We start from the raw sequence: 25,333 nt of genomic DNA, 5'->3' as shown, positions 1-25,333 counted from the left end.
AGGCTAAACTAAGGACGATACGGATGCCTTCTTTAAAGGATCTGAAAAACCGGATTGCCTCAGTGAAGGCGACGCAGAAGATCACCAAAGCCATGCAAATGGTGGCGGCTGCTAAACTGCGTCGTGCACAAGAAGCTGCGGAAGCTGCGCGCCCTTACTCAGAGCGCATGGCATCTGTCATGGCAAATATTTCCGGTGCAGTAAGTGGTGATGATGCGCCACGTTTGATGGCAGGCACAGGCAAAGACGATGTTCATTTGCTTGTTGTTTGTACCGCTGAACGTGGTCTTTGCGGTGGTTTTAACACCCAGATTGCTCGATTTGCGCGTCTTCATGCGAAAGAACTACAAAGCCAGGGTAAAGAGGTGAAAATCCTTTGCGTTGGTAAAAAAGGTTTTGATCAGCTCAAGCGTGAGTTTGAAACAGCGATTATTGACCGTGTAGATTTGCGCGAAGTTAAAAACATTGGATTTGCCAATGCAGAGGATATTGCAAACCGCATTTCAACTCTGTTTAACGCTGGCGAATTTGATATTTGCACATTGTTCTACTCAGAATTTAAATCTGTGATTTCACAAGTACCGACAGCTCAGCAACTCATTCCTGCAAAAATTGAAGCGTCTGAAGAAGATGCACAAGGTTCTGATGCAGCTTATGATTATGAGCCAGATGCAAATGAGATCTTGGAAGACATTATTCCGCGTAATATCAAAGTTCAAATTCTCCGCGCATTGCTTGAAAATGTTGCTGGTGAAATGGGTGCTAAAATGAGCGCAATGGACAATGCAACGCGTAACGCGGGTGATATGATTGACAAATTGACGATGAGCTACAACCGCCAACGTCAAGCACAAATTACTAAAGAACTCATTGAGATTATCTCGGGTGCAGAAGCACTCTAAGTCGATATAAAGAGGTTAATAAACATGGCAAAAGCAGCGACGACAAAAGCGACCGCAGCAAAAAAAGCGCCAGCGAAACGTGCACCAGCTAAAAAAGCTGCAGCGACTAAGACAGCCGCAGCTGGTCAAGTTGGTAAAGTTACGCAGGTTATCGGCGCGGTGGTTGACGTATCATTTGATGGTCCACTTCCGAAAATTCTAAGTGCTCTTGAAACAGAGAACGTGGGCAACCGCCTTGTTCTTGAAGTTGCACAGCACTTGGGCGAAAACACTGTTCGTACAATTGCGATGGACTCCACAGAAGGTCTAGTTCGTGGTCAGGAAGTAACTGACACAGGCGAAGCGATTTCAGTACCAGTTGGTGATGAAACACTGGGTCGTATTTTGAACGTGATCGGTGAGCCAGTGGATGATGCTGGTCCTGTTAAAACAAAAGCTAAGCGTGCGATTCACCAAGAAGCTCCAGATTTCTCTGAGCAGTCTACAGAAGCTGAGATCCTTGTAACTGGTATTAAAGTTGTTGATTTGCTAGCGCCATATGCGCGTGGTGGTAAAATTGGCCTCTTCGGTGGTGCCGGTGTGGGTAAGACAGTTCTTATTCAGGAATTGATCAACAACATCGCGAAAGCACACGGTGGTTACTCAGTGTTTGCTGGTGTTGGTGAGCGTACTCGTGAGGGTAACGATCTTTACCACGAGATGATTGAATCAGGCGTGAACGTTGAAGGCGGTGGCGAAGGTTCTAAATGTTCTCTCGTGTTTGGTCAGATGAACGAACCTCCAGGAGCGCGTGCTCGTGTTGCTCTAACTGGTCTAACAATTGCGGAACACTTCCGTGATGAAGGTCAGGACGTGTTGTTCTTCGTTGATAACATCTTCCGCTTTACACAGGCTGGTTCTGAAATGTCAGCGCTACTTGGCCGTATCCCATCTGCTGTGGGTTATCAGCCAACATTGTCAACTGACATGGGCGCCATGCAGGAACGTATTACAACAACAACAAAAGGTTCGATTACATCAGTGCAAGCCGTTTACGTGCCTGCCGATGACTTGACCGATCCGGCGCCTGCGTCAACATTTGCTCACTTGGATGCGCAAACAGTGTTGAACCGTGCGATTTCTGAAAAAGGTATCTACCCTGCGGTGGATCCACTAGATTCAAACTCTCGTATGCTTGATCCACAAATCGTGGGTGATGAGCATTATGAAGTTGCTCGTTCTGTTCAGGAAATCCTACAGCGCTACAAGTCTTTGCAAGACATCATCGCCATCTTGGGTATGGATGAATTGTCTGAAGAAGATAAAGTGACAGTGGCACGTGCTCGTAAAGTTGAGCGCTTCTTGTCACAGCCATTCTTCGTGGCTGAAGTGTTTACTGGTTCACCTGGTCAGTTGGTTGATCTTCAGGATACAATCAACTCATTTAAGGGCTTGGTTGCTGGTGAATACGATCACCTTCCAGAGGCTGCTTTCTACATGGTTGGCGGCATTGACATGGCGATCGAAAAAGCTAAAAAATTGGCTGCTGAAGCTGCCTAAGCAATTTATGCTACGCGAAGCATTCGGCTTCGCGTAGCAGTATTTTATTGAACCTTACTCGTTTCTAATTGGACGTTTTGTCATGGCTGACACATTTACATTTGAACTCGTTTCTCCTGAAAAGCTTTTGCTATCAGCTGAAGTCAACTCAGTTGTACTTCCAGGTTCTGAGGGTGAAATGACTGTAATGGCAAATCATGCGCCAACAATGAGCACAGTTAAGCCTGGTGTTGTGACTGTTGAAGGTTCTGACGGGTCAAGCAAATATGTCGTCTTTGGCGGATTTGCTGATATCGTGCCAACTGGTTGTACACTTTTAGCTGAAGCTGCTGTTGCTGTTGACGCGCTAGAAGCTGACGAATTGGATAATCGCATCAAAGCTGCCAATGAAGCCGCAGATGCTGCAGTTGTTGATGCTGATAAAACTCGCTTGGCCGCATTTGCAGCTCAGCTTGAAGATCTTAAAGCTGCTATCTAGCTCTTTAAAAGATTATATCTTTAAATAGAAAAGCCTCCGATTTCGGAGGCTTTTTTGTTTTATGCGAATGCTTTATGGAGACGTTTAACAGCATCTTCTAGCCGTGAGCGCGGCAACCCAATATTAAAGCGCATGAAGTTTTCACCGCCCTTACCAAATGTTGTGCCGTGGCTTGCTGCGATTTCTGCGACATCCTGAATGCGTTCAGCAATATACATCGGGCTTAGCCCTGTTTCGGTGAAATCGACCCAAGAGAGGTAAGTTGCTTGCAATCCCATAGATTGCGCACCTTTAATCTCATTAATGCCTTCATCAAAAATGCGGGCATTTTCATCTATGTAGCGCATCAACGCACCAACCCAATAGGCGCCATCTGGTGAATATACAGCTTCGGTCATGTGCATGCCGAATGCGTTTGGTGAGGTACCCGTTGCTTTCATTGTTTTAGCAAAGGTAGCGCGTAGCTTCTTATCCTCAATGATTACATTACCCGTATGACAACCCGCGATATTAAAAGTCTTGGTGGGTGCAGTCATCATAACCAATCTGTCAGTGATATCTTTCTTCACTTCAGCCATTGGAATATGTAATTGCCCGGGCATTATAAGGTCGTGATGAATTTCATCAGAGACAATTTTAAGATTATGTTTGATGGCAAAATCAGCAAGTTCTTCTAGTTCTTGACGTAACCAAACGGTGCCGCCCGGATTGTGCGGTGAACATAAAATCAGCATTGTTTCCTTGCCAGTGAGGAGCTTCTCATAGGCTTCGAAATCAAATACATAACGGCCATGTTCTATCACCAAGGGGCATTCAGTTACATGACGATCTGCAGCTTCTATTACGCGTGCAAATGCGTGATATACTGGTGTGAATAAGACAACGTGATCATGCTTTTCGGTAAATGCCTGAACACATAAGGCTGTCCCGTTAACAAGACCATTGGTCGAAAAAATCCATTCTGGTTTCACATCCCAACTATGGCATTCTTTCATCCACCAGATGATAGATGATTTGTAGTCTGCGTCATCACCGAAATATCCATAAATACCATGGTCGCACATGCGCTGAATTGCATCTGTCGCACATTGTGGTGGACGAAAATCCATATCAGCGACCCACATGGCTAGACCTCGTTCAGGTGAAACGCCATAATTGGTTTCCATGGAATCCCATTTGTCAGAATGGGTTCCAACGCGATTGATTATTTCGTCAAAGTCACCAATTTGACCGCCAAATTCTTTCATCTAATGCTCCGCCCATTTTGAGAATTCTTCCACTACGTCTTCGTACAACTTTCGTTTGAACGGAACAATCAGTTTCGGTAGTTGATCCATGGGTTTCCATGCCCAATCATCAAATTCTGCCTTTTCTCCGGTCACGGGAGGGTTAACCCGTATTTCTTCTACATTTCCTACAAAGCGATATAGGAACCATTTTTGTTTCTGACCGCGAAATTTCCCTTTTAGCCCGATTCCGATAAGTTCATCAGGCAAATCATAGGTAAGCCAATTTTTTGATTCCGCGATATATTCAACGCTTTCAATGCCTGTTTCTTCATAGAGTTCTCTAAGTGATGCTGGTTGTGGATCTTCGCCTTTGTCGATCCCTCCTTGCGGCATCTGCCACTCATATGGACTATCTTTATACTCGTCCCGTTCATTGTTGGAAATTCGTTTGCCAGCCCAGACCAAACCGTCTTTGTTTAAAACCATAATGCCAACGCAGGGACGATAGGGTAAATCTTCTGCTTTCAATCTCTTAGCCATAATATCTCGTTTTATCTTGTATTTGGGTCTGCTGCGAGCGCTGACAATCCTACGATTTCGATCCCGCGCGCCTTTGCTTCATTGCTCCATTCGGCAATTGCATCGACGCTTTCAGTAAATGCTGAAGCCGTTCCTACAGCATATCCGTTGCGTCTTGCAATTCGTTCTAGATCATCGAGTTTTTGTAGAACTTGAACTTTTTGAGGAGTTGCATCCAGGGTTAAATCCGCGGCAACGAAAGGGATGCCAAGCGTGTTGGAAAATGTCTCAGCCAAAGATCGCGATGATGTGCCATCATCAAAAAACATGATGCCGCGCAGCGCAACATCTCGCATAATGGGTTCAAAAGCTTCAGGGTCTGATAAGAACCGCCCACCCATAAAGTTTCCAATACCCGTGTAATTGGTTATCCGTCCCATGGATTCATGAAGAAGATTTAAATTAGAGACTGGATCATTGGATGTGACAAGCGTACCTCTTCCCGGATTGTTGTTTGGATAATCAAATGGTTCAAAGGGAACTTGTAGAATAATTTCATGTCCATTGCGGCGCGCAGATTGCATCCAACGCTGTAAGCTGTTGCCGTTACCAGCAAAACCCAATGTGATGTCTTCAGGCAAAGTATTGATGGCATAATTTGAACCTGTTTGGCTTAAACCAAGTCCGCCGACAATAATCGCAATTCGTACACCACGGGCGCCTGACCAAGGGCGTGCATAAATATCAAAGGCCCGTTCACCGTCTTGTCCATAAACAGGTAAGCGCCCAAATTCTGTATCTTCCGTAATCTTAGGATCTGGTAAATGCGCTAAATGGGGATCTTGCCCTTTTTGATTAGGCGCATCTAATAAAACAGCCCCATCGCGATCACGGTCACTGGGCGTGATTTTTGTTATTTTAAGACCATCTGATGTCGTAACGGTTTCAATATTGCCACCGGAATTTCCAGCTTGTCGATCAATGATGCCAGGCTGGATTTGTTCCGTATTTTGAGTATCGTCCTCAGGCTCACGATTAGCTGTGCTAGATTGCGTTTCACCATTATCTTGTAGGTATGCGGTATCTTCGGAAGCTGTTATTACTTTCTCTTCAATTGGATCCTGATGGAGCGCTGTAAAACTTGCACCAGCAATGATCGCAACAACAGCAAAACCTGCCAACCATTTATATTGGTTGGCAGGCTTGTTTTTGTTCTTCGAGTTACTCTTTGACTTGCTATCTTGGCCAAGAGGTCGATTGAGATCCGATTGCATGGGCAACAGACTTAGTTTGCGTTGCTTGCCTGATCCTTTTGTGGTGGGAATGCATCATCTTCGATTTCACCACGAAGCAATTTCAACGCATGACCAAGCTGTACATCATCCTTTGGATCCGGCGGCACATAGGCGATTGAGCCTGAACCTTCTTCATCTTCTTCCTGACCTTGAATATGGCCACGAAGTTCTGATTCTCCAGATGCACGCACACGACCTTGCAATTCTTCTGGAATAGGCTGATCGACCTTGATGTCAGGTTCAATACCTTTACCCTGAATAGACGTGCCAGAAGGCGTGTAGTAGAGCGCTGTTGTTAAGCGAAGTGCACCAAATTCCTGTAGTGGAATAATGGTTTGCACTGATCCTTTACCAAATGAGCGTGTGCCTAAAACAGTTGCGCGTTTGTGATCTTGCAAGGCACCTGCAACAATTTCTGATGCTGATGCTGAGCCGCCATTGACCATGACAATAAGCGGTAAGCCGCCTGTTAGGTCCCCGGGACGCGCATTAAATCTGCGGCCTTCCTCAGGATCACGACCGCGTGTTGAAACAATCTCACCACGATCTAGGAATGCATCCGATACGCTAATGGCTTGGTCTAATAAACCGCCCGGGTTCAAGCGAAGATCAAGAACAAAGCCTTTCAGTTTATCTTCACCAATTTCGTCAGTGAGTTTTTCAATTGCTTTTTCAAGATCAGTATAGGTTTTCTCAGTGAATGAAATCACCCGCAGATAACCAATATCATCTTCGGCACGAGAGCGAACGGCACGAATTGCAATCACATCGCGAACGACTTCGATCTCGAGCGGCATATCTGCGCCTTGGCGTAGAATGGTCAACACAATTGGTGTATTCACAGGGCCGCGCATTTTATCAACGGCATCTGTCAACGAAAGCCCGCGGACCGGTTCGCCATCAATTTCTGAAATAAAATCACCTGCAAGCACTCCGGCTTTCGCAGCGGGTGTATCATCGATCGGTGTGATAACTTTAACGAGTTCATCTTCCATGGTGACCTCGATGCCAAGACCACCAAATTCACCGCGGGTTTGGGTGCGCATATCACCTGCAGCATCCGGATCAAGATAGCTCGAATGCGGGTCAAGTGATGATAGCATGCCACCGATTGCACTTTGGACAAGTTTTTTCTCATCTGGCGGGGTTACATATTCTGCACGAATACGCTCGAACACCGAGCCAAATATTGATATTTGTCGATAGGTATCAGATCCGGCAGCTACAGCGGAAAGGCTTTGTGTGTTCACAAAACTGGTCGCTGCGGCACCTACAAAAATACCTAAGGCGAGAAGTGTTATTTTACGTATCATTACTTGCCCTTCCAGAAGCGATGTTTGCCCACCAGGGGGCAGAATCAATCGGTGTTTGATCTTTTCTAAGCTCAATGTAAAGCGTTGGCTTGCCTGACGCTAGTGTTAATGCGCTATTATTGGTAAAGCTTTCGCGACCCATTGTTGCGATTGGTTCACCAGAAATAACGAATTGGCCTTGGGTTACTTTCAATTGGTCCAAACCGGCCATGACCAAATGATAGCCTTCTCCCGCATTCAAAATGATAATGTTTTCATATGTTCTAAATGGACCTGCATAGGTTACCCACCCATCAACAGGGGCCAGCACGCGATCATTTTCACCTGCTGACATTAATATACCGCGCAGAGTTTGGCCTGAATTATCTTCATCACCGAAACGTTTTTCAATCGCGCCATCGATGGGAAATTGCAATGTTGATTGCAAAGCTGCGAAGGAATATGCAGGCATTAAACGTTCTTGATTAGGTAATGCTCTCGCTTCAGCAAGTTCTTTTGCTCGTGCGAGTTGCTCAGCAGCTTTCTTTTGGCGTTCAATTTCTTCAAGGCGCGCAAGTTCTGCGGCTTCACGAATAGATTCAATTTCTGATGTCAAAGCCGCAACGACGGTCTTTAATTCAGAAGATTTGTCTTCCAACTCATTTGCGCGTTCACGTTCTTTCTCAAGCTGGGTTAAGCTTGCAATGTTCAATGCCGCTTTTTCTTTAATGAGCGCTGTTAACTCTTCCTGTTCATTAAAGCTCTCATCTAAATCTGCGGCTAATTGGGTGCGTTCGCTGGTAATATCTGTGCGGATATCTGCAAGTTCTTGCAAGTCAGTTAGCAGTTTTTCAGTCTCAGAACGAATTTCTGGCACAACGGCGCCCAGCAAAATTGCACTGCGCACTGATGATAGCGCATCTTCTGGTGAAACCAAAAGCGCTGGCGGTGGGTTGGAACCCAGCCTTTGAAGTGCAGCTAAAACCTCAGCTAAAACATTGTTCCGCTCGCGAAGTGAGCCTTTCACTAAAGCTTCGCGCTCTTCTAATTCCGAAAGTTTCGCTTCGCCGGCAACAATTCGTCCATCTAAAATGTTTTGACGTTGCTCGGCTGCACTCAATTTTGCTTCAAGCTCATCTCGGTCTTTTTTAAGAGATTGAATGTCATTTTCTAAGCGTTTTAAGGTCGACGTAATTTGTGCTGTTTCACTTTGCAGAGCATTTAATTCTGCTTCGGTTTGGGTGCGATTTTCTTCTAAAGATTTGGTAGGATCATCAGAATTTAGCGCATTGGTATCTTGCGCAAATGATAGATTTGCTGATCCCATTACCACGGTTATGCCAATGATCACTTTTAGATATCTGATAGCGTTTAAATTCATTGGGTGTGTTGATCGAACCTATTTCAATTGATTTATCGTAATATACTCAAATTATAGATTTATTGTCATCTCACAAACTTGTGTTTGCAATGGGGCATTGGAAGATAATCAAACATGGATTGTTTCCTAAATGCGATGATAAGGGTGGCCTGAGAGGATGGTAACGGCGCGATAAAGTTGTTCTGCCAACATGAAGCGCGCCATTTGATGAGGCCAGGTCATCTTCCCAAATGACAGCGTTTTATAAGCTTTTTGGCGCGATGCATCCGCATGACCATCTGCGCCACCGATCGCAAAAATTACATCTCGATCACCATTATCGCGTAAATTAGCGAGTATTTTCGCAAATTTATCGGAAGAGATTGTGTCTCCAGTTTCATCCAAGATAATTAGTTTCGCGTTGTCTGGGATTGCTTTTTCAAGCAATGCACTCTCATCGGATTTTCGCGTATTTGCATTGGACGCGCGGCTCTCGCCCACTTCGGTCATCTTGCCAAATTCAAGACCGATTGCCGGACCAGACTTTGAAAACCGATCCAAATAACGTTTGGTGAGTTCACTCTCAGGTCCAGATTTTAATTTTCCAACGGCAAAAAGATGAATGCGCATAATCGGTAGTCTTTTATACAGGTGCTGATTAAGGCGTCAAACGTCTTTTCTGGCCAATTGGCCAGTCGTTCCTGCCAGTGAAATGGAGCTGTCTTATGCTCCATCATGCCTATTGCAGATGATAAAATTCAAACACTAGAAACTAGTGCACAACCTTTTCATCTGTCTCGGGTGCCATCCACATTTTTTCAATATTATAAAAATCACGAATTTCCGGGCGGAAGATGTGAATAATAATATCACCACAATCCATCAAAACCCAATCGCCAGCATTTTGCCCCTCAATACGAGGTGAAGCAAAGCCTGCGCCTTTGATGTCTTTGATGAGTTGATCACAAATTGCGGAAACATGGCGGTTTGAACGTCCGGATGTCACAATCATATAATCGCCAATTGACGACTTTCCAGAGATATCAATTGAAATCGTATCTTCCGCTTTGGCTTCTTCCAAGCAGTTCAATACGGTCTTTAAGGTCTCCTTCACGGCATTTTCGCCAGAGTTCTGACCTGATGACAGTGCTTTATCAGCGTCTGTCTTTGTGTGTGCTGTTCTCAGCTTGATCCCTTTCTTCTATAAGAACACGCCTATATCGGGCAATGTTATAAATCGCCTCGATATTGGGATAATACGATTGAAAGCTGTTGCGAAGCAAGTCAAATCCCAATTTCAAGCAAACTAATTATTTGGACTGTTTGGCAGCATTTCGTATTGCTGTAGATGAAAGCGTAGAGCGTGGGCCATGCAAAAAAGTCCAGGCGGGCGCTTTTAAAAATGGTAGTCGCTTCGCATCTGTTTCATCAAGGCGGGCATAGGCAAATGTTTTAGCCATGCGTGATGAGAGGTAAGACAAAGTAGATCCTGGTCGATCGATCACCGCAATGGGAAATTGTCCTGCAATATATTGCCAATTTTGCCAATGATGGAAATTGGCAAGATTATCAGCGCCCATCAACCAAACAAAATTCACACCTTGATTACGGCGCTTTACAAAATCGAGCGTTTCAGCCGTAAACTGCAGATCATGCGCAGCCTCAAATGCTGTAACTTTAATCTTCGGGTCTTCGCATATCTGGCGACTAAGATTGACCCTTGTTTCTAAATCGGCCAATTCTTTATGGCTCTTTAGCGGATTTCCAGGGGTTACCATCCACCAAACCTGATCAAGTTGCAGGCGGCGAATGGCCGTTTCTGCAACCAGAACATGCCCCTCATGGGGGGGATTAAACGAGCCGCCAAAAAGCCCCACGCGCATGCCTTTATGCACGAGCGGCATTTTTAAAAAATCAGGTTTGGTAGCAGATGTGCTCAATCTAATAATTCTATTGGTTATGATGGTCGGATTTGGCCATTGCCGCGAACGCGATATTTAAATGATGTCAGTTGTTCAACACCAACCGGACCACGCGCATGCATTTTGCCAGTAGCAATACCGATTTCAGCACCCATGCCAAATTCACCACCATCTGCAAATTGCGTTGATGCATTATGCAACAAAATCGCGGAATCAATTTCATTAAAGAAATGTTCGGCAACGTTTGCATCTTCACAGATCACTGCTTCTGTATGGTTTGATGAATATTGATTGATGTGCTCAATCGCACCTGAAATTCCATCAACCGTTTTTGCAGCGATGATTTTATCCAAGTACTCTGTCGACCAGTCTTCAACCGTTGCTGGGATCACTGCATCCACTTGCGAGATAATGGCTTGTGAACCACGCACTTCGCAACCTGCATCTCTTAATGCGTTTATAAGCGTTGGAACAAAAGAGGCGTCTGCATTTTCATCGATCAACAAAGTTTCAGCTGCACCGCAAATTCCAGTGCGTCGCAATTTTGCGTTTAGAACGATTTCTTTTGCCATATCCAAACTAGCTGAAGCATCGACATAGATGTGGCACAGACCCTCAAGGTGGGCAAAAACTGGAACGCGTGCTTCAGATTGAACGCGGGCCACCAAGCCTTTGCCACCGCGCGGGATGATCACGTCAATTGCGCCGTTCAAGCCCTTGAGCATTTCGCCGACAGCTGCACGATCTGATGTTGGAACTATTTGAATAGCTTCTTTTGGCAAGTTTGCAGCTTCCAGGCCTTTGACCAAACATTTATGGATGGCGCCCGATGAATGAAAGCTATCTGAACCACCCCGCAAAACAACAGCGTTACCGGCTTTTAAGCAAAGCGCACCAGCATCCGCGGTTACATTTGGGCGGCTTTCATAGATCACGCCAATTGCACCAAGCGGCGTGCGAACGCGCTCAATGTTAAGACCATTTGGACGATCCCACTGAGCAATAACTTCTCCAATTGGGTCTTTAAGCTCAGCAATTGCACGAATACCATCAGCCATTGCGCGCACTCGGCCATCATCTAGTTTTAAGCGATCAAGCATGGCTGATGACATATTATTGGCTGCGCCTTTTTCCATATCAATGGCATTTGCGTTTAAGATATCTGCGATACTGGCTTCGATGGCTTGTGCCATTCCGATCAGAGCTGCATGTTTGCGCTCAGCACTTGCGATGGCCAATGCGGGTTTTGCTGCATTGGCGCGTGCACCAATGTCCATCATTACTTCTTCTACAGTTTGCGTTCGTTCCAATGTATCAGACATGATAAAATCCCGTTCTTTAAAACCTTATGATGCTTTTTCTTTGGTATGCATCATAACCAAATCATCCCGGTGCACCATGGCGCTTCGTCCAGCATAACCTAGTTTTTCTTCAATTTGTGATGTTTGTAGGCCCGCAATTGCTGTAGCTTCATCCGCATCATAGCGTGATATACCGCGTGCAATTTCTTCACCTGCTTGGCTGCGAATAGATATCGTATCACCTCGATAAAAATCGCCTTTAACTTTCCGCACCCCTGCGGGCAATAAGCTTTTGCCTTTTTTCAGAGCGCCAATGGCTCCATCGTCAATTGTTAGAGCGCCTGCAGGTTCAAGTTGGCCTGCAATCCAAACTGCACGTGCTGTGCGCGGGCTTCCCGATGCGTTAAACCATGATGAGCGCGCGCCATTATCAATGGAGGAAAGCGGGTTTTTGGTTTGTCCGGATGCAATGATCATTGAACAACCAGCTGTTGTTGCAATCTTTGCTGCATCGATTTTTGTCCGCATGCCACCGCGAGACAATTCAGAACCCGCATCGCCAGCCATGGCTTCAATTTCCGGTGTGATCTGCTCAATGACCTCCAAAAATTCTGCGTTTGGATCTTCATGAGGCGGGGCGGTATATAGCCCATCAATATCAGACAGTAGTACCAAAAGATCAGCACCCACCATTGTGGCAACGCGCGCGGCTAGGCGATCATTATCACCATAGCGAATTTCGCTGGTCGCAACGGTGTCATTTTCATTGATGATTGGAATAGCGCCAAGTTCGAGTAACTCGCCAATCGTTGCGCGCGCGTTTAAATATCTACGGCGCTCTTCAGTGTCGTTTAGCGTGAGTAGCACTTGTCCTGCAAAAATATCATGGTGCGATAGGCATTCGCTCCAAGCGCGTGCCAAAGCAATTTGTCCCACTGCTGCACAGGCTTGGCTTTCTTCTAGTTTGAGGCGTTTGTTGGTCGCAGATAAAACTGTGCGACCCATAGCAATGGCACCTGATGAGACAACAAGCACATCCGCGCCTTTTGCTTTCAGCGCTGCGATGTCATCACATAAAGATGCTAACCAATCGGATTTAAGACCGCTTTGGCGATCAACGAGCAAAGCGGAGCCGATTTTAATCACGATCTTTGTGTGACCATCAACGCGTTTGCGACCCCCGCTCATTACTCTGCCTCTTCACTTATATTCTGATCGATATGCTTGCGTAGATTGCGCAGCATTTCCTTCATGCCAAAACCGGCAATGGCAGAAATTTTCTCGACCTTTCGGCCAGCAGCTTCTTCAAGCGCTTGCATTTTTTCGTTGAGCGTTTCTTCGTCCAAAATGTCGGTTTGAGAGAGCGCTACAATTTCGTGCTTTTCAGCGATGCCTTTGCCATAGGCTTCAAGCTCTTTGCGCACCGTTGTATATGCCTTGCCAACATCTTCTTCCTGCGCAGATACTAAATGCAGCATCACGCGCGTGCGCTCAACATGTCCTAAAAACCTGTCGCCAATACCTGCGCCTTCATGCGCGCCTTCAATTAGGCCTGGGATATCGGCAATGATAAATTCATAACCGTCAGATGTTGCGACACCCAAATTTGGATGCAACGTTGTAAATGGATATGCGCCAATTTTTGGACGCGCACGACTAACGCTGGATAAAAACGTTGATTTGCCCGCATTTGGTAAGCCAACAAGACCGGCATCAGCAATTAGTTTTAGACGCAACCATACTGTTTTTTCTTCTGCAGGCTGTCCGGGATTTGCATTGCGTGGTGCCTGATTAGTCGCTGATTTAAAATGCGCATTACCAAAACCACCATTGCCGCCTTTAGCAATACGGAAGCGCTGACCTTCTTCGGTTAAATCGCAAATCAGTGTTTCATTATCTTCTTCAAAGATTTGTGTTCCAGCAGGTACTTTTAAAGTGACATCATCGCCCTTTGCACCGGTGCGGTTTCGTCCCATACCATGCACACCCGTTTGGGCTTTATAATGCTGTTGGAAGCGGTAATCGATCAGCGTGTTTAAACCATTGACGGCTTCAACCCAAACATGGCCGCCATTACCGCCATCGCCACCATCTGGTCCACCAAACTCGACATATTTTTCGCGGTGGAAGGAGACGCAGCCAGCACCACCTGCGCCAGACTTAATATATACTTTTGCCTGATCTAGAAATTTCATCTGTGCTGTCCGCCAATTGGTCTGCTTAAATTAAATAGTCATATAGCCTCATATTCTGAAATGATCAAAATATGAGGCTAAAATTTTCTCAACGATAGATATTGCTGAGAGGGATATAGATGCTTGCCCAAAAAGGCAAAAGATTAAAGCTTTTAAGCCGTGTCTTCTTTCACATCTGAGTTGTTATATCCCTGATATGGCGCTAAATTAATCTGATACCATTTGATATCAATTGATTTTTGATCGCCAATGTTTAAAGGCGCAGTTTCTTGCGGCTTAAAACCGTTTTTCTCAAGGACACGTTGTGATGCCAGATTATCCAACTCACAACCAGCACGTAAGATTGCAAAGCGGAACTCTGGCAATACATCGCGCACAACAACGCCGACGGTTTCGCTCGCCAAACCTTTATTCCAATGTTGTTCACCCAACCAATATCCAAATGATGGAATGATGTGGTTTGGTTTGACAGAAATACTGGTTACACCCAAAAACTCGCGGGTTAAACGATCAACAATTGCATAACTTAACAGCTCTAATGGATTACTGTTTTGTGCCCGCTCGACAAATTGTTGCGCGTCATCAACCGTAAAAGGCTGAGGTTTGAAAAGCATCCGGTCAAGAATTTTCGGATTACCAGCAAGACTAGCCATCGGCTTTACGTGCTTTTGCGCGATCGGCTCCAGCGCTATGCGTTCCTTGTGATTTTTTATTATTTCCAACATCTTAACCTCCTTTCAATTTGGTTTTCTGTTCGGTGGATTCAGGCCAGTTACGCAATGAATCCCAAATTTTACGTTCTAATCTGTAAAGTTCCACAGGCACTTGAGTATCTTGTGCCAATGAATAATTCATGCCGGTTCCAATGAATTGGAAACCACTTTTTTGCAGCACGCTGCGGGAAGCTAAATTACCAATTCTGCAGCGGCCGATAATTTCTTCGATATTGCAAATTCGAAAAGCTTTATCGACAAGTGCATGAGCAGCTTCGGTCGCATAGCCGTTGCCCCAATAGGGTTTGCCTAGCCAATATCCAATTTCCATGCGCTCGCGTCCTTGTTTCTTTTCGATCCCACAACAGCCAATAAACTCACCCGTTTCATTGAGCGTAATGGCATAGACGCAATTTCCATTTTCCAACTTGGCAATCTTATTCACAAAATCTTCCGCATCCGCACGTTTATACGGATAGGGCATTCGAGAAAGCATTGAGGCCACGGCAAAGTCATTTGCCAACGTGGAAATTGCGTCTATGTCATCACAATGCGGTTTGCGCAAAGTAAGGCGAGGGGTGTCAATTTGTGTTACAGATCCTGTAACGCTGATACTGAGCCCATCACTTTGGCTTATCCGTTCTTCATATTCATCGCTAAATTGTTCATCTGACTGACATTGCATTTTAAAGCCTCCTGTGAATGCAAAAACAAAAAGGGAAGATGATCTCTCATCTTCCCTTTAAAACATTTGGCTTATTTACAATCAGCCGGGTCGATGAGACACCGGATGATTTAGAGCGTTTCCGGTTATTCCGCTGCTTCCGCCATAGGCATTACAGACACATACGTGCGTCCGTTGGCCTTTTTGCGGAACTCTACATTACCAGCTGTTGTGGCAAAAATAGTGTGATCACGACCAAGGCCAACACCCGTACCCGGATGCCACTTAGTGCCGCGCTGACGCAGAATAATGTTGCCTGAAATTACAGCTTCGCCGCCGAATTTTTTAACGCCTAGGCGTTTTGATTCAGAATCGCGACCGTTGCGGGATGAACCACCAGCTTTTTTATGTGCCATTTTTTATCTCCTACGATCTCGTCAATTACGCTTTAGCTAGTTCAGCTGCTTGCTCAAGCCAGTTATCGCGATCGATACGGCCTTTGAAAGACAAAGCGTCATCTAGTTTTTCAATGTCATCACGTGACATTGCAGCAACTTGCGCAAATGTTGTCACGCCAAGTGCGTTTAGTTTTTTCTCAAGCACCGGACCAACACCTGAGATTTTTTTCAAATCATCAGCTGGGCCTTCAGGCGCAGTGAACAATGCTGCAGGTGCAGCGTCAGCAGCTTTAGCCGGAGCTTTTTCAGCAGCAACTTTCTTTGGAGCTTCTGCTTTTGCAGCTGGCTTCTTAGCAGCAGCTTTTTTCGAAGCTTTCGCGCCATCTGTCAAAATCTCAGCGATTTTCACTGTTGTGAAATGCTGACGGTGACCGATTGTGCGGCGTGAGTTTTGACGACGACGTTTTTTGAAAGCGATGATCTTACGACCACGGCCTTGGTCAACAACTTCAGCTGTAACCATTGCGCCATCAACAGTTGGTTTGCCGATAGTCGCAGATGCGCCTTCGCCAACCATCATAACTTCTGTGAATTCGATAATGTCACCAGCTTCGCCAGCAACACGTTCTACTTTTAGAACGTCATCAGCAGTAACGCGATATTGCTTACCACCGGTTTTAATGACTGCGAACATTTTTTTCCTTTGAGTGTTCAGTCCAGTTCTATTTGCGATTATTACCAGTAACGCACGCAAATGACCGTCTTTTTTCAGTCTTCGATCAATGATAACCTATTGTATTATAAAAGGTTATCGGTTCAGTTTTGCCGCGATAGGCTGCGAGCAAAGATAAACGGCACAAAATAAATTGCACCGCTTGGGTGTTCCGATACGCCCAATTGGCTGACAAGTCAAGGAATTTTGGTGTTTTCGCACCTTAATAAAGAAGTGCTTTGAGCACCTATGTGATGACTAACGCAATGCTGCTATGCACAATTGTTCTTGCATTCTTAGCCGGCTGCCTATACCAAGCGCAACAAGAGTTGATGAAAACTCATTTAAAAGGCCCTAAAGCAGTTGAGCTCTGTGGGCTTGCCCCAGCTCAGGCTTTTCGCGATCATGTTCATCTTTGTTGATCCTTTAATGTCTGACAGAACATTAAAATGGTTCTTGCGCTTTATTTGAAAGTTAGCGCGAGGCCGTTCTTACATGTGATGGAGAGTTCTCCATCGCAAAGGATTATGACATGGAAAACTTTAAATCATTCAATCTACCTGAATCACTTCATCATTGTTTGGACCATTTGGGATTTAACAAACCAACGCCTGTACAGCAAAAAGCCATCCCGCTTGCGCTCAAAGGTCGTGACATTTTGGGTTCAGCGCAAACTGGTACGGGTAAAACTGGCGCCTTTGGTATTCCGCTCGTTGCTAAAATGATGGCTAACCCTGATGATATGGCAGTTGTTATTACGCCAACACGAGAATTGGCAACGCAAGTGCATCAGGCTATTCAAGGATTTTTGGGTAAGAAATCAAAAATTCTAACTGCCCTTTTAATCGGTGGTGAACCGATGCCAAAACAGCTTAACCACTTACGACGTGATCCGCGCGTTATTGTTGGTACACCTGGCCGCATCAATGATCACCTAGCGCGTAAGTCATTGCGCTTGGATCGCACGAGCTTCTTGGTGCTCGATGAAACAGACCGTATGCTTGATATGGGTTTTGCCTCTCAGATTGATAAAATTATCAAACACATGCCAAAGCAACGTCAAACATTGCTGTTCTCTGCAACATTGCCGCATAACATCGTAAACTTGTCGAAATCATATATGATCAACCCAGAGCGTGTTGCGATTGGTTCGGTCACAGATCCGGCGAAAAACATCAAGCAAGAGATTGTTCATTTAACGCAAAGTGAGAAATATCCGCGTTTGCAAGATGAGCTTAATCAGCGTGAAGGCTCGATTATTGTTTTTGTTAAAAGCAAATATAATGCCGATAAAATGGCTAAACGTTTGTCCAAGGAAGGTCATGATGCGGATGCGATCCACGGTGATTTGCGTCACAACAAACGCGAACGTGTGATCAAAAGCTTCCACGCAAAACGCATTCGAATTTTGGTGGCCACTGATATTGCTGCCCGTGGTTTAGATATTCCGCATATTGAGCATGTGATCAATTTTGATCTGCCGCAATCTCCGGAAGATTATATTCACCGCATTGGCCGTACAGCACGTGCAGGCGCTGAAGGCGAGGCTTTGTGCTTCATCTCGCAAGCCGATGAAGAAAAATGGTATGCGATCTCTAAACTGATGAACCCGAACACGGATGTGCCGCGTCCGGCGCGTAAAAAAGCCGGTGGTAAAGGTGGCGCTGGAAAGCCAGGACAGGCAAAAAGCAAGGCAAAGCCGTTCAGTTTCAAGAAGCATGCACGCAATGGCAAGAAGAAAGAGGGTGGAGAAGGCGCAGCTAAATCTGGTCGTCCACAATCAACTCGCCGTCGCACCAATGCTCGTAAAGGTAGCTCTAAGCGCGCGGCATAGCAGCATTTTTTGCAATTAATCAGATACCGTAGGACTACGGATTTTCGTCCACAGTTCTACGGATTGATTTTCAAATGTTGCAATGCAATACATCACCCGTTATGAAGTTCCTGTAACTTCCAGGCTTTGAAGAACTTCAAAGCTTACCCGATCAATTTGATCCATCTGACGGAGATGTATTCGTGAAAATATCCAAAATTCTTGTAGCGAACCGGTCTGAGATTGCCATTCGTGTTTTTCGTGCGGCTAACGAGCTTGGCATTAAAACAGTGGCAATATGGGCCGAAGAGGACAAACTTGCCCTTCATAGGTTCAAAGCAGATGAATCCTATCAAATTGGCCGTGGTCCGCATTTAGATCGTGATTTAGGTCCGATCGAAAGCTATCTTTCAATTGAAGAAGTTATTCGTGTTGCAAAATTATCTGGTGCTGATGCTATTCACCCAGGTTATGGTCTTTTATCTGAGAGCCCTGAATTTGTTGACGCGTGTGATGAAGCCGGCATTACATTCATCGGTCCTCGTGGTGAAACAATGCGCCGCTTGGGCAATAAAGTTGCCGCACGTAATCTTGCTTTAGAAGTTGGTGTTCCTGTGGTTCCTGCAACGGATCCTCTGCCAGACGACATTGAAGAAGTGAAAAAGATGGCTGCTGAGATTGGCTATCCACTTATGCTTAAAGCTTCTTGGGGTGGCGGTGGCCGCGGTATGCGCGTTATCCGTTCTGAGGATGAAATAGAGCGTGAATCAACAGAAGCGCGTCGCGAAGCAATTGCAGCTTTTGGTAAAGGTGAAATTTATCTTGAAAAATTGGTTGAGCGTGCACGTCACGTTGAAAGCCAGGTTCTTGGTGATACACATGGCAATGTCGTGCATTTGTTTGAGCGGGACTGTTCTGTTCAGCGCCGCAACCAAAAAGTTGTTGAGCGCGCGCCTGCGCCTTATCTGAGCGAAGAGCAACGCCAGGAACTTGCAAACTATTCTAAAATGCTCGCAAGCGCGACGAAATATGTCGGCGCTGGTACTGTTGAATATCTTATGGACATGGATACAGGCAAATTTTACTTCATTGAGGTAAATCCACGTATTCAGGTTGAGCACACTGTGACTGAAGAAGTTACAGGCATAGACATCGTTAAAGCGCAGATCCATATCCTTGATGGCGAAGCGATTGGAACGCCTGAATCTGGTGTGCCTGCGCAGGAAGATATCAAGCTCAACGGTCATGCATTGCAGTGCCGTATTACAACGGAAGATCCTGAGCTGAATTTTATTCCAGATTATGGCCGAATTACTGCATATCGTGGTGCGACCGGTTTTGGTATTCGTCTTGATGGTGGTACCGCTTATTCAGGTGCTGTGATCACTCGTTATTATGATCCATTGCTTGAAAAAGTAACAGCTTGGGCGCCAACACCAGAGGAAGCAATTTCTCGTATGGACCGTGCATTGCGCGAGTTCCGTATTCGCGGTGTTGCAACCAACTTAACTTTCCTTGAGGCGATCATTGGCCATGAGGAATTTAAAAACAATACTTACACAACCAAGTTCATTGATACGACGCCTGCACTGTTTGAAGAAGTTAAGCGTCAGGATCGTGCAACTAAGCTTCTAACTTATATCGCAGATGTTACGGTTAATGGTCACCCTGAAACAAAGGGTCGTCCGTTACCACAAGCTGATGCGACACCGCCAATTGTGCCTTACACAACAAACGATATTGTGCCGGGTACAAAAGACAAATTGGACGAATTAGGTCCTGATAAATTTGCCAAGTGGATGCGTGTTCAAAAGCAAGCGTTGATCACAGATACAACAATGCGTGATGGTCACCAGTCATTGTTAGCCACACGTATGCGTACGCATGATATTGCAAACATTGCTGGCACGTATGCGCGCGCATTGCCGAACTTGTTCTCACTCGAGTGCTGGGGTGGTGCAACATTTGATGTGTCCATGCGCTTCTTAACTGAAGATCCATGGGAGCGTTTGTCTCTTATCCGTGAAGCTGCGCCAAACATCTTGTTGCAAATGCTTTTACGTGGTGCAAACGGCGTTGGTTACAAAAACTACCCTGATAATGTAGTGAAGCATTTCGTAAAACAAGCCGCTGAAGGCGGTATTGATCTGTTCCGTGTGTTTGACTGCCTGAACTGGGTTGAAAATATGCGCGTTTCAATGGATGCGGTGCGTGAGGAAAACAAGCTGTGTGAAGCAACGATTTGTTACACTGGTGACATCTTAAACTCAGCCCGTCCGAAATATGATTTGAAGTATTATGCTGAACTTGCCCAAGAGCTTGATAAAGCTGGTGCACATATCATTGCCGTTAAAGATATGGCTGGTTTGTTAAAACCAAATGCTGCGAAAATGTTGTTTAAAACAATTCGTGAATCAACGGATCTGCCAATTCATTTCCACACACATGATACATCGGGTATTTCAGCGGCAACTGTGCTTGCCGCGGTGGATGCAGGTGTTGATGCAGTGGATGCAGCTATGGATGCACTATCAGGTAACACATCGCAGCCTTGTCTTGGTTCAATTGTTGAAGCGCTTAAAGGTTCAGATCGTGATCCAAATCTTGATAGTGAATGGATCCGCCGTATTTCCTTCTATTGGGAAGCTGTGCGGGATCAATATGCAGCCTTTGAATCAATCAGTCAAAGTCCAGCATCTGAAGTTTACCTTCACGAAATGCCAGGCGGTCAGTTTACCAACCTTAAAGAACAAGCACGTTCGCTTGGGCTCGAAACACGTTGGCACGAAGTTGCGCAAACATATTCTGATGCCAACCAAATGTTTGGTGATATCGTAAAAGTAACACCGTCTTCGAAAGTTGTTGGCGATATGGCGTTGATGATGGTTAGCCAGGATCTGACTGTCGCGGATGTTGAAAATCCAGACAAGGATGTAGCATTCCCTGAATCAGTTGTATCAATGATGCGTGGTGATTTGGGTCAACCGCCAAAAGGTTGGCCGGAAGCATTGCAGAAAAAAGTGCTAAAAGGTGAAGATGCTTATACGGTTCGACCGGGCTCATTGCTTGAAGATGCTGATCTTGATCAAGAGCGCAAAGACATTGAGACAAAGCTAGAGCGCTCAATCAGTGAAAACGAGTTTGCATCTTATTTGATGTATCCAAAAGTGTTTACTGACTTTGCGCTTATCTCAGAAACATACGGCCCGGTTAGCACGCTTGCGACACCTGTATACTTTTACGGCCTGCCAGCGGGTGAAGAAGCCTTTGTGGAGATTGAAAAAGGTAAAACACTTGTGGTGCGCAACTTGGCTGTTGGTGAAACTGATGAGAAGGGCATGGTCACAGTGTTCTTCGAATTTAACGGTCAGCCACGCCGGATCAAAGTGATCGATCGTGCCCATGGTGCGTCTGGTTCTGCTGTTCGTTCAAAAGCTGACGTTGGTAATGATAATCATGTCGGCGCACCAATGCCGGGTGTGATTTCAACAGTTGCAGTGTCTTCTGGCCAAGAGGTTAAGTCTGGTGATGTGTTGCTATCTATTGAAGCGATGAAAATGGAAACTGCCATTCACGCTGAGAGAGACGGTGTCCTTGACGAAGTTCTCGTGAAAGTCGGCGATCAGATCGATGCAAAAGACTTGTTGGTGAGTTTTAAAGAATAGTCTTTAAAGCCAGATATACATTGATAAAGAAGCGCTGGACTTATTGGTCTGGCGTTTTTTTGTGTTTTTCAGCAAATATGCTTTTGAGTCAATATAGTCACCGACTATCGTTTTTACTTTCGAGTTGCATATTTTCTGCCAGTACCCATCCATGTAACCCGCAGCTTGAATTTATGTAATAGCCTATAATGTTATTTTCTTCGAAATAGGTAATGGCGTGTTCTTTGGTAAGCGCCCAATGCCCAGGCCAACCGTATTTTTTGCCTTCTTCAAACTTCTCCCAATTATCTTCCAAAATTGTAATCGCTTCTGTTTGCTCAACACTATAAATAATTGTTCCCAACGATAAAGAGTGATTTTCAAACAAGTATCCCGCAACATTGGAGAAAATTATATTGGTATATTCGCGAACACCATTGTTCTCAAAAGTCGTTTCAAAACGAATTTCTGATTTTTCTTCATTAACAGAATAACTAATCAATTTGTTGTCATGGATAGATATAGTCATGTTGGTTGAACCTTAAACCAAATTTGATTTTAAATTTATGTCTTATTCAGAATAGAACTTCAAACTCTCATTTATGTACCATAGATCGAACAAAGTTTGCTGCAGAGTATAATCCAACATCAGCGTTTCAGAATTTCAGGCTTCGTTTTAAAAGATCGCAAGCGTAGAACTTTACCCGTTCTCCCTGCTGACCCATAATTCCAGTACCGAAAAAGAACGTTTGCCAAGTCCCCAGGAATGGTGTTTAGCTGGCAGCCAACTTCGATTTCTTGGTTACCTCAAATGAAAAAAATTCTTGGCCCGATGCCCCCTGCACGTGCCGCAGTTTCAATTCTGTTTTTCATCAACGGTATGTTGATTGGCGCTTGGGCCCCAATGATACCGACGTTTAAAGCACGTCTTGATTTGACAGAAAGTCAGATTGGTTTGATCATTTTGGCGCTGGGTTTTGGCTCGCTCATCAGTATGCCATTTGTGGGTGCCTTTGTTGCTCGAAATGGTACGCGCTTACCCATTAAGTATCTCGCCTTCATCTGTTCATTTGGTATTCCGTGTTTGACAATCGTTCCTGAATTTTGGTCAGCCGTTGTCGTCATGTTTTTGTTTGGCGCGACATGGGCGGGCATGGATGTGGCCATGAATTCCAATGTGATTGAAGTTGAAAAACAACATCGCTTTCCCATCATGTCTTCCTGCCATGGTTTTTGGAGTGTTGGTGCATTGATAAGCGCATTGATCGGTGGGTTTACTTTGTCCTCTTTCGGCGAAATTGGGCATGGCATATTCTGGCAAGTGGTGTTTCTCGGATTGTTTTTCTATGCCGTCCCGAGACTGCAAAAGCGCGTCGGATTAACCGAAGAAGAGGAAAAGCCGAAGCTTCAGTTCCCAAGAGTTGTCTTGCCCTATTTGCTCGGCGTCGTGGCATTATTTTCTGTCGTCCCCGAAGGCATGATCATTGATTGGAGCGCGCTGTTTTTGAACACTGAGCGCGGGGTTTCCATTGCATGGGCGGGAACAGGATTTGCTGCAACGTCAACTGCTATGGCCATTATGCGTTTTTCGGGTGATCACTTACGCAAGCGATTTGGTGCTGAGCAAACTTTGAGGTTTTCTGTCGTGACGGCAATCATTGGGTTCTCGCTTATCACGCTCTCATCATCGCCCTATGTCGCTGTATTTGGATTTTTCGTGTCGGGCATTGGCTTGGCCAATTTATTTCCTATTGCCATTTCAGCCGCAGGAAATGTACCGAATATCCCGGGTGGTATTGCCGTATCAATGGTGACGACAGTTGGCTATGGCGGGATCTTATTGGCGCCGCCTTTATTTGGGTTCATTGCGCAAACTTGGAACTACACAGTGGTCTATGGGATTATGCCATTTTGCCTATTGATTGTGTTTTTCCTTGTTTGGACCGTGCGACACGCAGATACGCCTGCTGATGCCAGCACTGATGGTGACAAATAGTCACGAATTGGCAGTTTTCTTTTCCTATCAATTGACCAGCTGTTGACAATTGGTTTGCAATTTCCCACTTCTTGGGCAGCAAATCGTCGCTTGTTTTAGCTTATTTGAACAAAGGTTTCCGATGTCTGAATGTTTAGATCTAGGTCCAAAGCCACGCAGGAATTCTGTCGCGGTTAAAGTTGGTGGTGTCACGGTTGGCGGCAATGCACCAATCGTCGTCCAGTCCATGACGAATACGGATACTGCGGACATTGACGCGACAGTCGCGCAAGTTGCGGCTCTGGCAAAATCTGGTTCCGAATTGGTGCGAATTACCGTGGACCGCGATGAGAGTGCGGCGGCTGTTCCTAAAATTCGCGAACGCTTGGAGCGTTTAGGTCTTGATATACCGCTCATTGGTGATTTTCATTATATTGGTCATAAATTACTAGCCGATCATCCTGCATGCGCGGAAGCATTAGCTAAATATCGGATTAATCCGGGTAATGTTGGTTTTAAGGCCAAAAAAGACAAACAATTCTCGCAGATCATTGAGACCGCTATTGAATATGATAAACCCGTGCGCATTGGCGTAAACTGGGGTTCGCTTGATCAGGAATTGCTCACGCGGTTGATGGATGAAAACTTGAAAAACGGTTCACCTCTTACCGCTGATCAAGTTATGCATGAAGCGATCATTCAATCTGCGCTTTTATCAGCACAATTGGCAGAAGAAGTTGGCCTCGGGCGTGACAAGATTATTTTGTCTGCCAAAGTGTCTCGTGTGCAGGATCTCATTGCTGTCTACTCACAATTGGCGGCGCGTGGTGATTATGCATTGCATCTGGGCCTTACCGAAGCCGGTATGGGATCGAAAGGTATTGTCTCATCATCTGCAGCGCTTGGTATTGTGTTGCAACAAGGCATTGGTGATACCGTTCGAATTTCATTAACGCCGGAACCAGGTGGTGATCGGACGCGCGAAGTGCAGGTGGCGCAAGAGCTATTGCAAGTGATGGGCTTTCGCCAATTCTTGCCTGTGGTCGCTGCATGTCCGGGCTGTGGGCGCACAACGTCAACAGTTTTCCAAGAATTGGCGCAAAAGATTGAGGGTGATCTGCGTAAAAATATGCCTGTATGGCGTGAGAAATATCCAGGCGTTGAAAATCTTCAGGTTGCAGTGATGGGCTGTATTGTAAATGGTCCGGGCGAGTCAAAACACGCAAATATCGGAATTTCACTCCCGGGTACTGGCGAAACGCCTGCAGCGCCTGTGTTCATCAATGGTGAGAAAGCAGTCACTTTGCGTGGTGAAAATATTGCCGGGGATTTTGAAGGTTTGGTCAAGAAATATATTGAAGAGCACTATCAATAAGCAAAAT

Annotated in this window: 23 protein-coding genes; 7 read left to right on the top strand and 16 right to left on the bottom strand. The window is 45.4% G+C overall.

What is annotated here, in order from left to right; all coding sequences use genetic code 11:
- The first annotated feature begins 23 nt into the window (after positions 1-23).
- From ACZ1GZ_RS00980 to ACZ1GZ_RS00970, 3 genes are all read left to right on the top strand, one after another.
- Positions 24-902 (top strand): F0F1 ATP synthase subunit gamma, encoded by an 879-nt coding sequence (locus tag ACZ1GZ_RS00980; protein ID WP_472666557.1) that lies wholly within the window; start codon positions 24-26, stop codon positions 900-902.
- Positions 903-926: 24 nt separating this feature from the next.
- Positions 927-2,441 (top strand): F0F1 ATP synthase subunit beta, encoded by a 1,515-nt coding sequence (atpD, locus tag ACZ1GZ_RS00975; protein WP_472666556.1) that lies wholly within the window; start codon positions 927-929, stop codon positions 2,439-2,441.
- A gap of 82 nt (positions 2,442-2,523) precedes the next feature.
- Positions 2,524-2,919 (top strand): F0F1 ATP synthase subunit epsilon, encoded by a 396-nt coding sequence (locus tag ACZ1GZ_RS00970; protein WP_472666555.1) that lies wholly within the window; start codon positions 2,524-2,526, stop codon positions 2,917-2,919.
- 59 nt (positions 2,920-2,978) lie between these two features.
- On the opposite strand, the gene ACZ1GZ_RS00965 is transcribed toward ACZ1GZ_RS00970, so the two are convergent.
- The 15 genes from ACZ1GZ_RS00965 to ACZ1GZ_RS00895 form a co-directional block, all read right to left on the bottom strand.
- A complete protein-coding gene (locus tag ACZ1GZ_RS00965; RefSeq protein WP_472666554.1) occupies positions 2,979-4,166 on the bottom strand; it encodes a MalY/PatB family protein in 1,188 nt (395 codons plus the stop codon).
- Positions 4,167-4,691, bottom strand: coding sequence for an RNA pyrophosphohydrolase (locus tag ACZ1GZ_RS00960; RefSeq protein WP_472668208.1), 525 nt, complete (start codon positions 4,689-4,691; stop codon positions 4,167-4,169).
- A gap of 8 nt (positions 4,692-4,699) precedes the next feature.
- Entirely contained in the window at positions 4,700-5,941 is a 1,242-nt protein-coding gene (locus ACZ1GZ_RS00955) for a divergent polysaccharide deacetylase family protein (RefSeq protein ID WP_472666553.1), read from the bottom strand.
- 11 nt (positions 5,942-5,952) lie between these two features.
- Complete coding sequence (locus ACZ1GZ_RS00950; RefSeq protein ID WP_472666552.1) at positions 5,953-7,275, bottom strand: S41 family peptidase; 1,323 nt, start codon at positions 7,273-7,275, stop codon at positions 5,953-5,955.
- A complete protein-coding gene (locus ACZ1GZ_RS00945) occupies positions 7,265-8,635 on the bottom strand; it encodes a murein hydrolase activator EnvC family protein (RefSeq protein ID WP_472666551.1) in 1,371 nt (456 codons plus the stop codon). Before ACZ1GZ_RS00945 ends, ACZ1GZ_RS00950 begins: the two co-directional genes overlap by 11 nt.
- A gap of 126 nt (positions 8,636-8,761) precedes the next feature.
- Complete coding sequence (gene rlmH / locus ACZ1GZ_RS00940) at positions 8,762-9,244, bottom strand: 23S rRNA (pseudouridine(1915)-N(3))-methyltransferase RlmH (protein ID WP_472666550.1); 483 nt, start codon at positions 9,242-9,244, stop codon at positions 8,762-8,764.
- Between the two features lie 142 nt (positions 9,245-9,386).
- Positions 9,387-9,800: a ribosome silencing factor gene (gene rsfS / locus ACZ1GZ_RS00935; RefSeq protein ID WP_472668207.1), complete on the bottom strand. Its 414-nt coding sequence runs from the start codon at positions 9,798-9,800 to the stop codon at positions 9,387-9,389.
- 124 nt (positions 9,801-9,924) lie between these two features.
- Entirely contained in the window at positions 9,925-10,518 is a 594-nt protein-coding gene (locus tag ACZ1GZ_RS00930) for a nicotinate-nucleotide adenylyltransferase (RefSeq protein WP_472668206.1), read from the bottom strand.
- Positions 10,519-10,571: 53 nt separating this feature from the next.
- Positions 10,572-11,858: a glutamate-5-semialdehyde dehydrogenase gene (locus tag ACZ1GZ_RS00925; protein WP_472666549.1), complete on the bottom strand. Its 1,287-nt coding sequence runs from the start codon at positions 11,856-11,858 to the stop codon at positions 10,572-10,574.
- A gap of 24 nt (positions 11,859-11,882) precedes the next feature.
- Positions 11,883-13,025, bottom strand: a complete 1,143-nt coding sequence (gene proB / locus ACZ1GZ_RS00920) for a glutamate 5-kinase (protein WP_472666548.1) — start codon at positions 13,023-13,025, stop codon at positions 11,883-11,885.
- Positions 13,025-14,032: a GTPase ObgE gene (gene obgE, locus ACZ1GZ_RS00915; RefSeq protein WP_472666547.1), complete on the bottom strand. Its 1,008-nt coding sequence runs from the start codon at positions 14,030-14,032 to the stop codon at positions 13,025-13,027. Before obgE ends, proB begins: the two co-directional genes overlap by 1 nt.
- A gap of 152 nt (positions 14,033-14,184) precedes the next feature.
- The gene (locus ACZ1GZ_RS00910) at positions 14,185-14,757 is read right to left on the bottom strand and encodes a GNAT family N-acetyltransferase (protein WP_472666546.1); all 573 of its coding nucleotides are present in this window, start codon (positions 14,755-14,757) and stop codon (positions 14,185-14,187) included.
- A 1-nt stretch (position 14,758) separates the two neighbouring features.
- Positions 14,759-15,430, bottom strand: a complete 672-nt coding sequence (locus ACZ1GZ_RS00905; RefSeq protein WP_472666545.1) for a GNAT family N-acetyltransferase — start codon at positions 15,428-15,430, stop codon at positions 14,759-14,761.
- Positions 15,431-15,555: 125 nt separating this feature from the next.
- The gene (gene rpmA, locus ACZ1GZ_RS00900) at positions 15,556-15,825 is read right to left on the bottom strand and encodes a 50S ribosomal protein L27 (protein WP_472666544.1); all 270 of its coding nucleotides are present in this window, start codon (positions 15,823-15,825) and stop codon (positions 15,556-15,558) included.
- Between the two features lie 25 nt (positions 15,826-15,850).
- Entirely contained in the window at positions 15,851-16,501 is a 651-nt protein-coding gene (locus ACZ1GZ_RS00895; protein WP_472666543.1) for a 50S ribosomal protein L21, read from the bottom strand.
- A gap of 550 nt (positions 16,502-17,051) precedes the next feature.
- Here ACZ1GZ_RS00895 and ACZ1GZ_RS00890 point away from each other — a divergent pair.
- Entirely contained in the window at positions 17,052-18,353 is a 1,302-nt protein-coding gene (locus tag ACZ1GZ_RS00890; RefSeq protein ID WP_472666542.1) for a DEAD/DEAH box helicase, read from the top strand.
- A gap of 182 nt (positions 18,354-18,535) precedes the next feature.
- Complete coding sequence (gene pyc, locus ACZ1GZ_RS00885; RefSeq protein ID WP_472666541.1) at positions 18,536-21,997, top strand: pyruvate carboxylase; 3,462 nt, start codon at positions 18,536-18,538, stop codon at positions 21,995-21,997.
- A 97-nt stretch (positions 21,998-22,094) separates the two neighbouring features.
- Here the strand turns inward: pyc and ACZ1GZ_RS00880 are convergent, their stop codons facing one another.
- A complete protein-coding gene (locus ACZ1GZ_RS00880) occupies positions 22,095-22,505 on the bottom strand; it encodes a hypothetical protein (RefSeq protein ID WP_472666540.1) in 411 nt (136 codons plus the stop codon).
- Positions 22,506-22,787: 282 nt separating this feature from the next.
- On the opposite strand from ACZ1GZ_RS00880, the gene ACZ1GZ_RS00875 reads away from it, so the two are divergent.
- Positions 22,788-23,972 (top strand): MFS transporter, encoded by a 1,185-nt coding sequence (locus ACZ1GZ_RS00875; protein WP_472666539.1) that lies wholly within the window; start codon positions 22,788-22,790, stop codon positions 23,970-23,972.
- Between the two features lie 121 nt (positions 23,973-24,093).
- Complete coding sequence (gene ispG, locus ACZ1GZ_RS00870; protein ID WP_472666538.1) at positions 24,094-25,326, top strand: flavodoxin-dependent (E)-4-hydroxy-3-methylbut-2-enyl-diphosphate synthase; 1,233 nt, start codon at positions 24,094-24,096, stop codon at positions 25,324-25,326.
- Positions 25,327-25,333 lie beyond the last annotated feature (7 nt).

It is taken from the genome of Lentilitoribacter sp. JB5-8, assembly GCF_055693385.1.
This window is presented reverse-complemented; position numbering and strand designations above follow the sequence as displayed.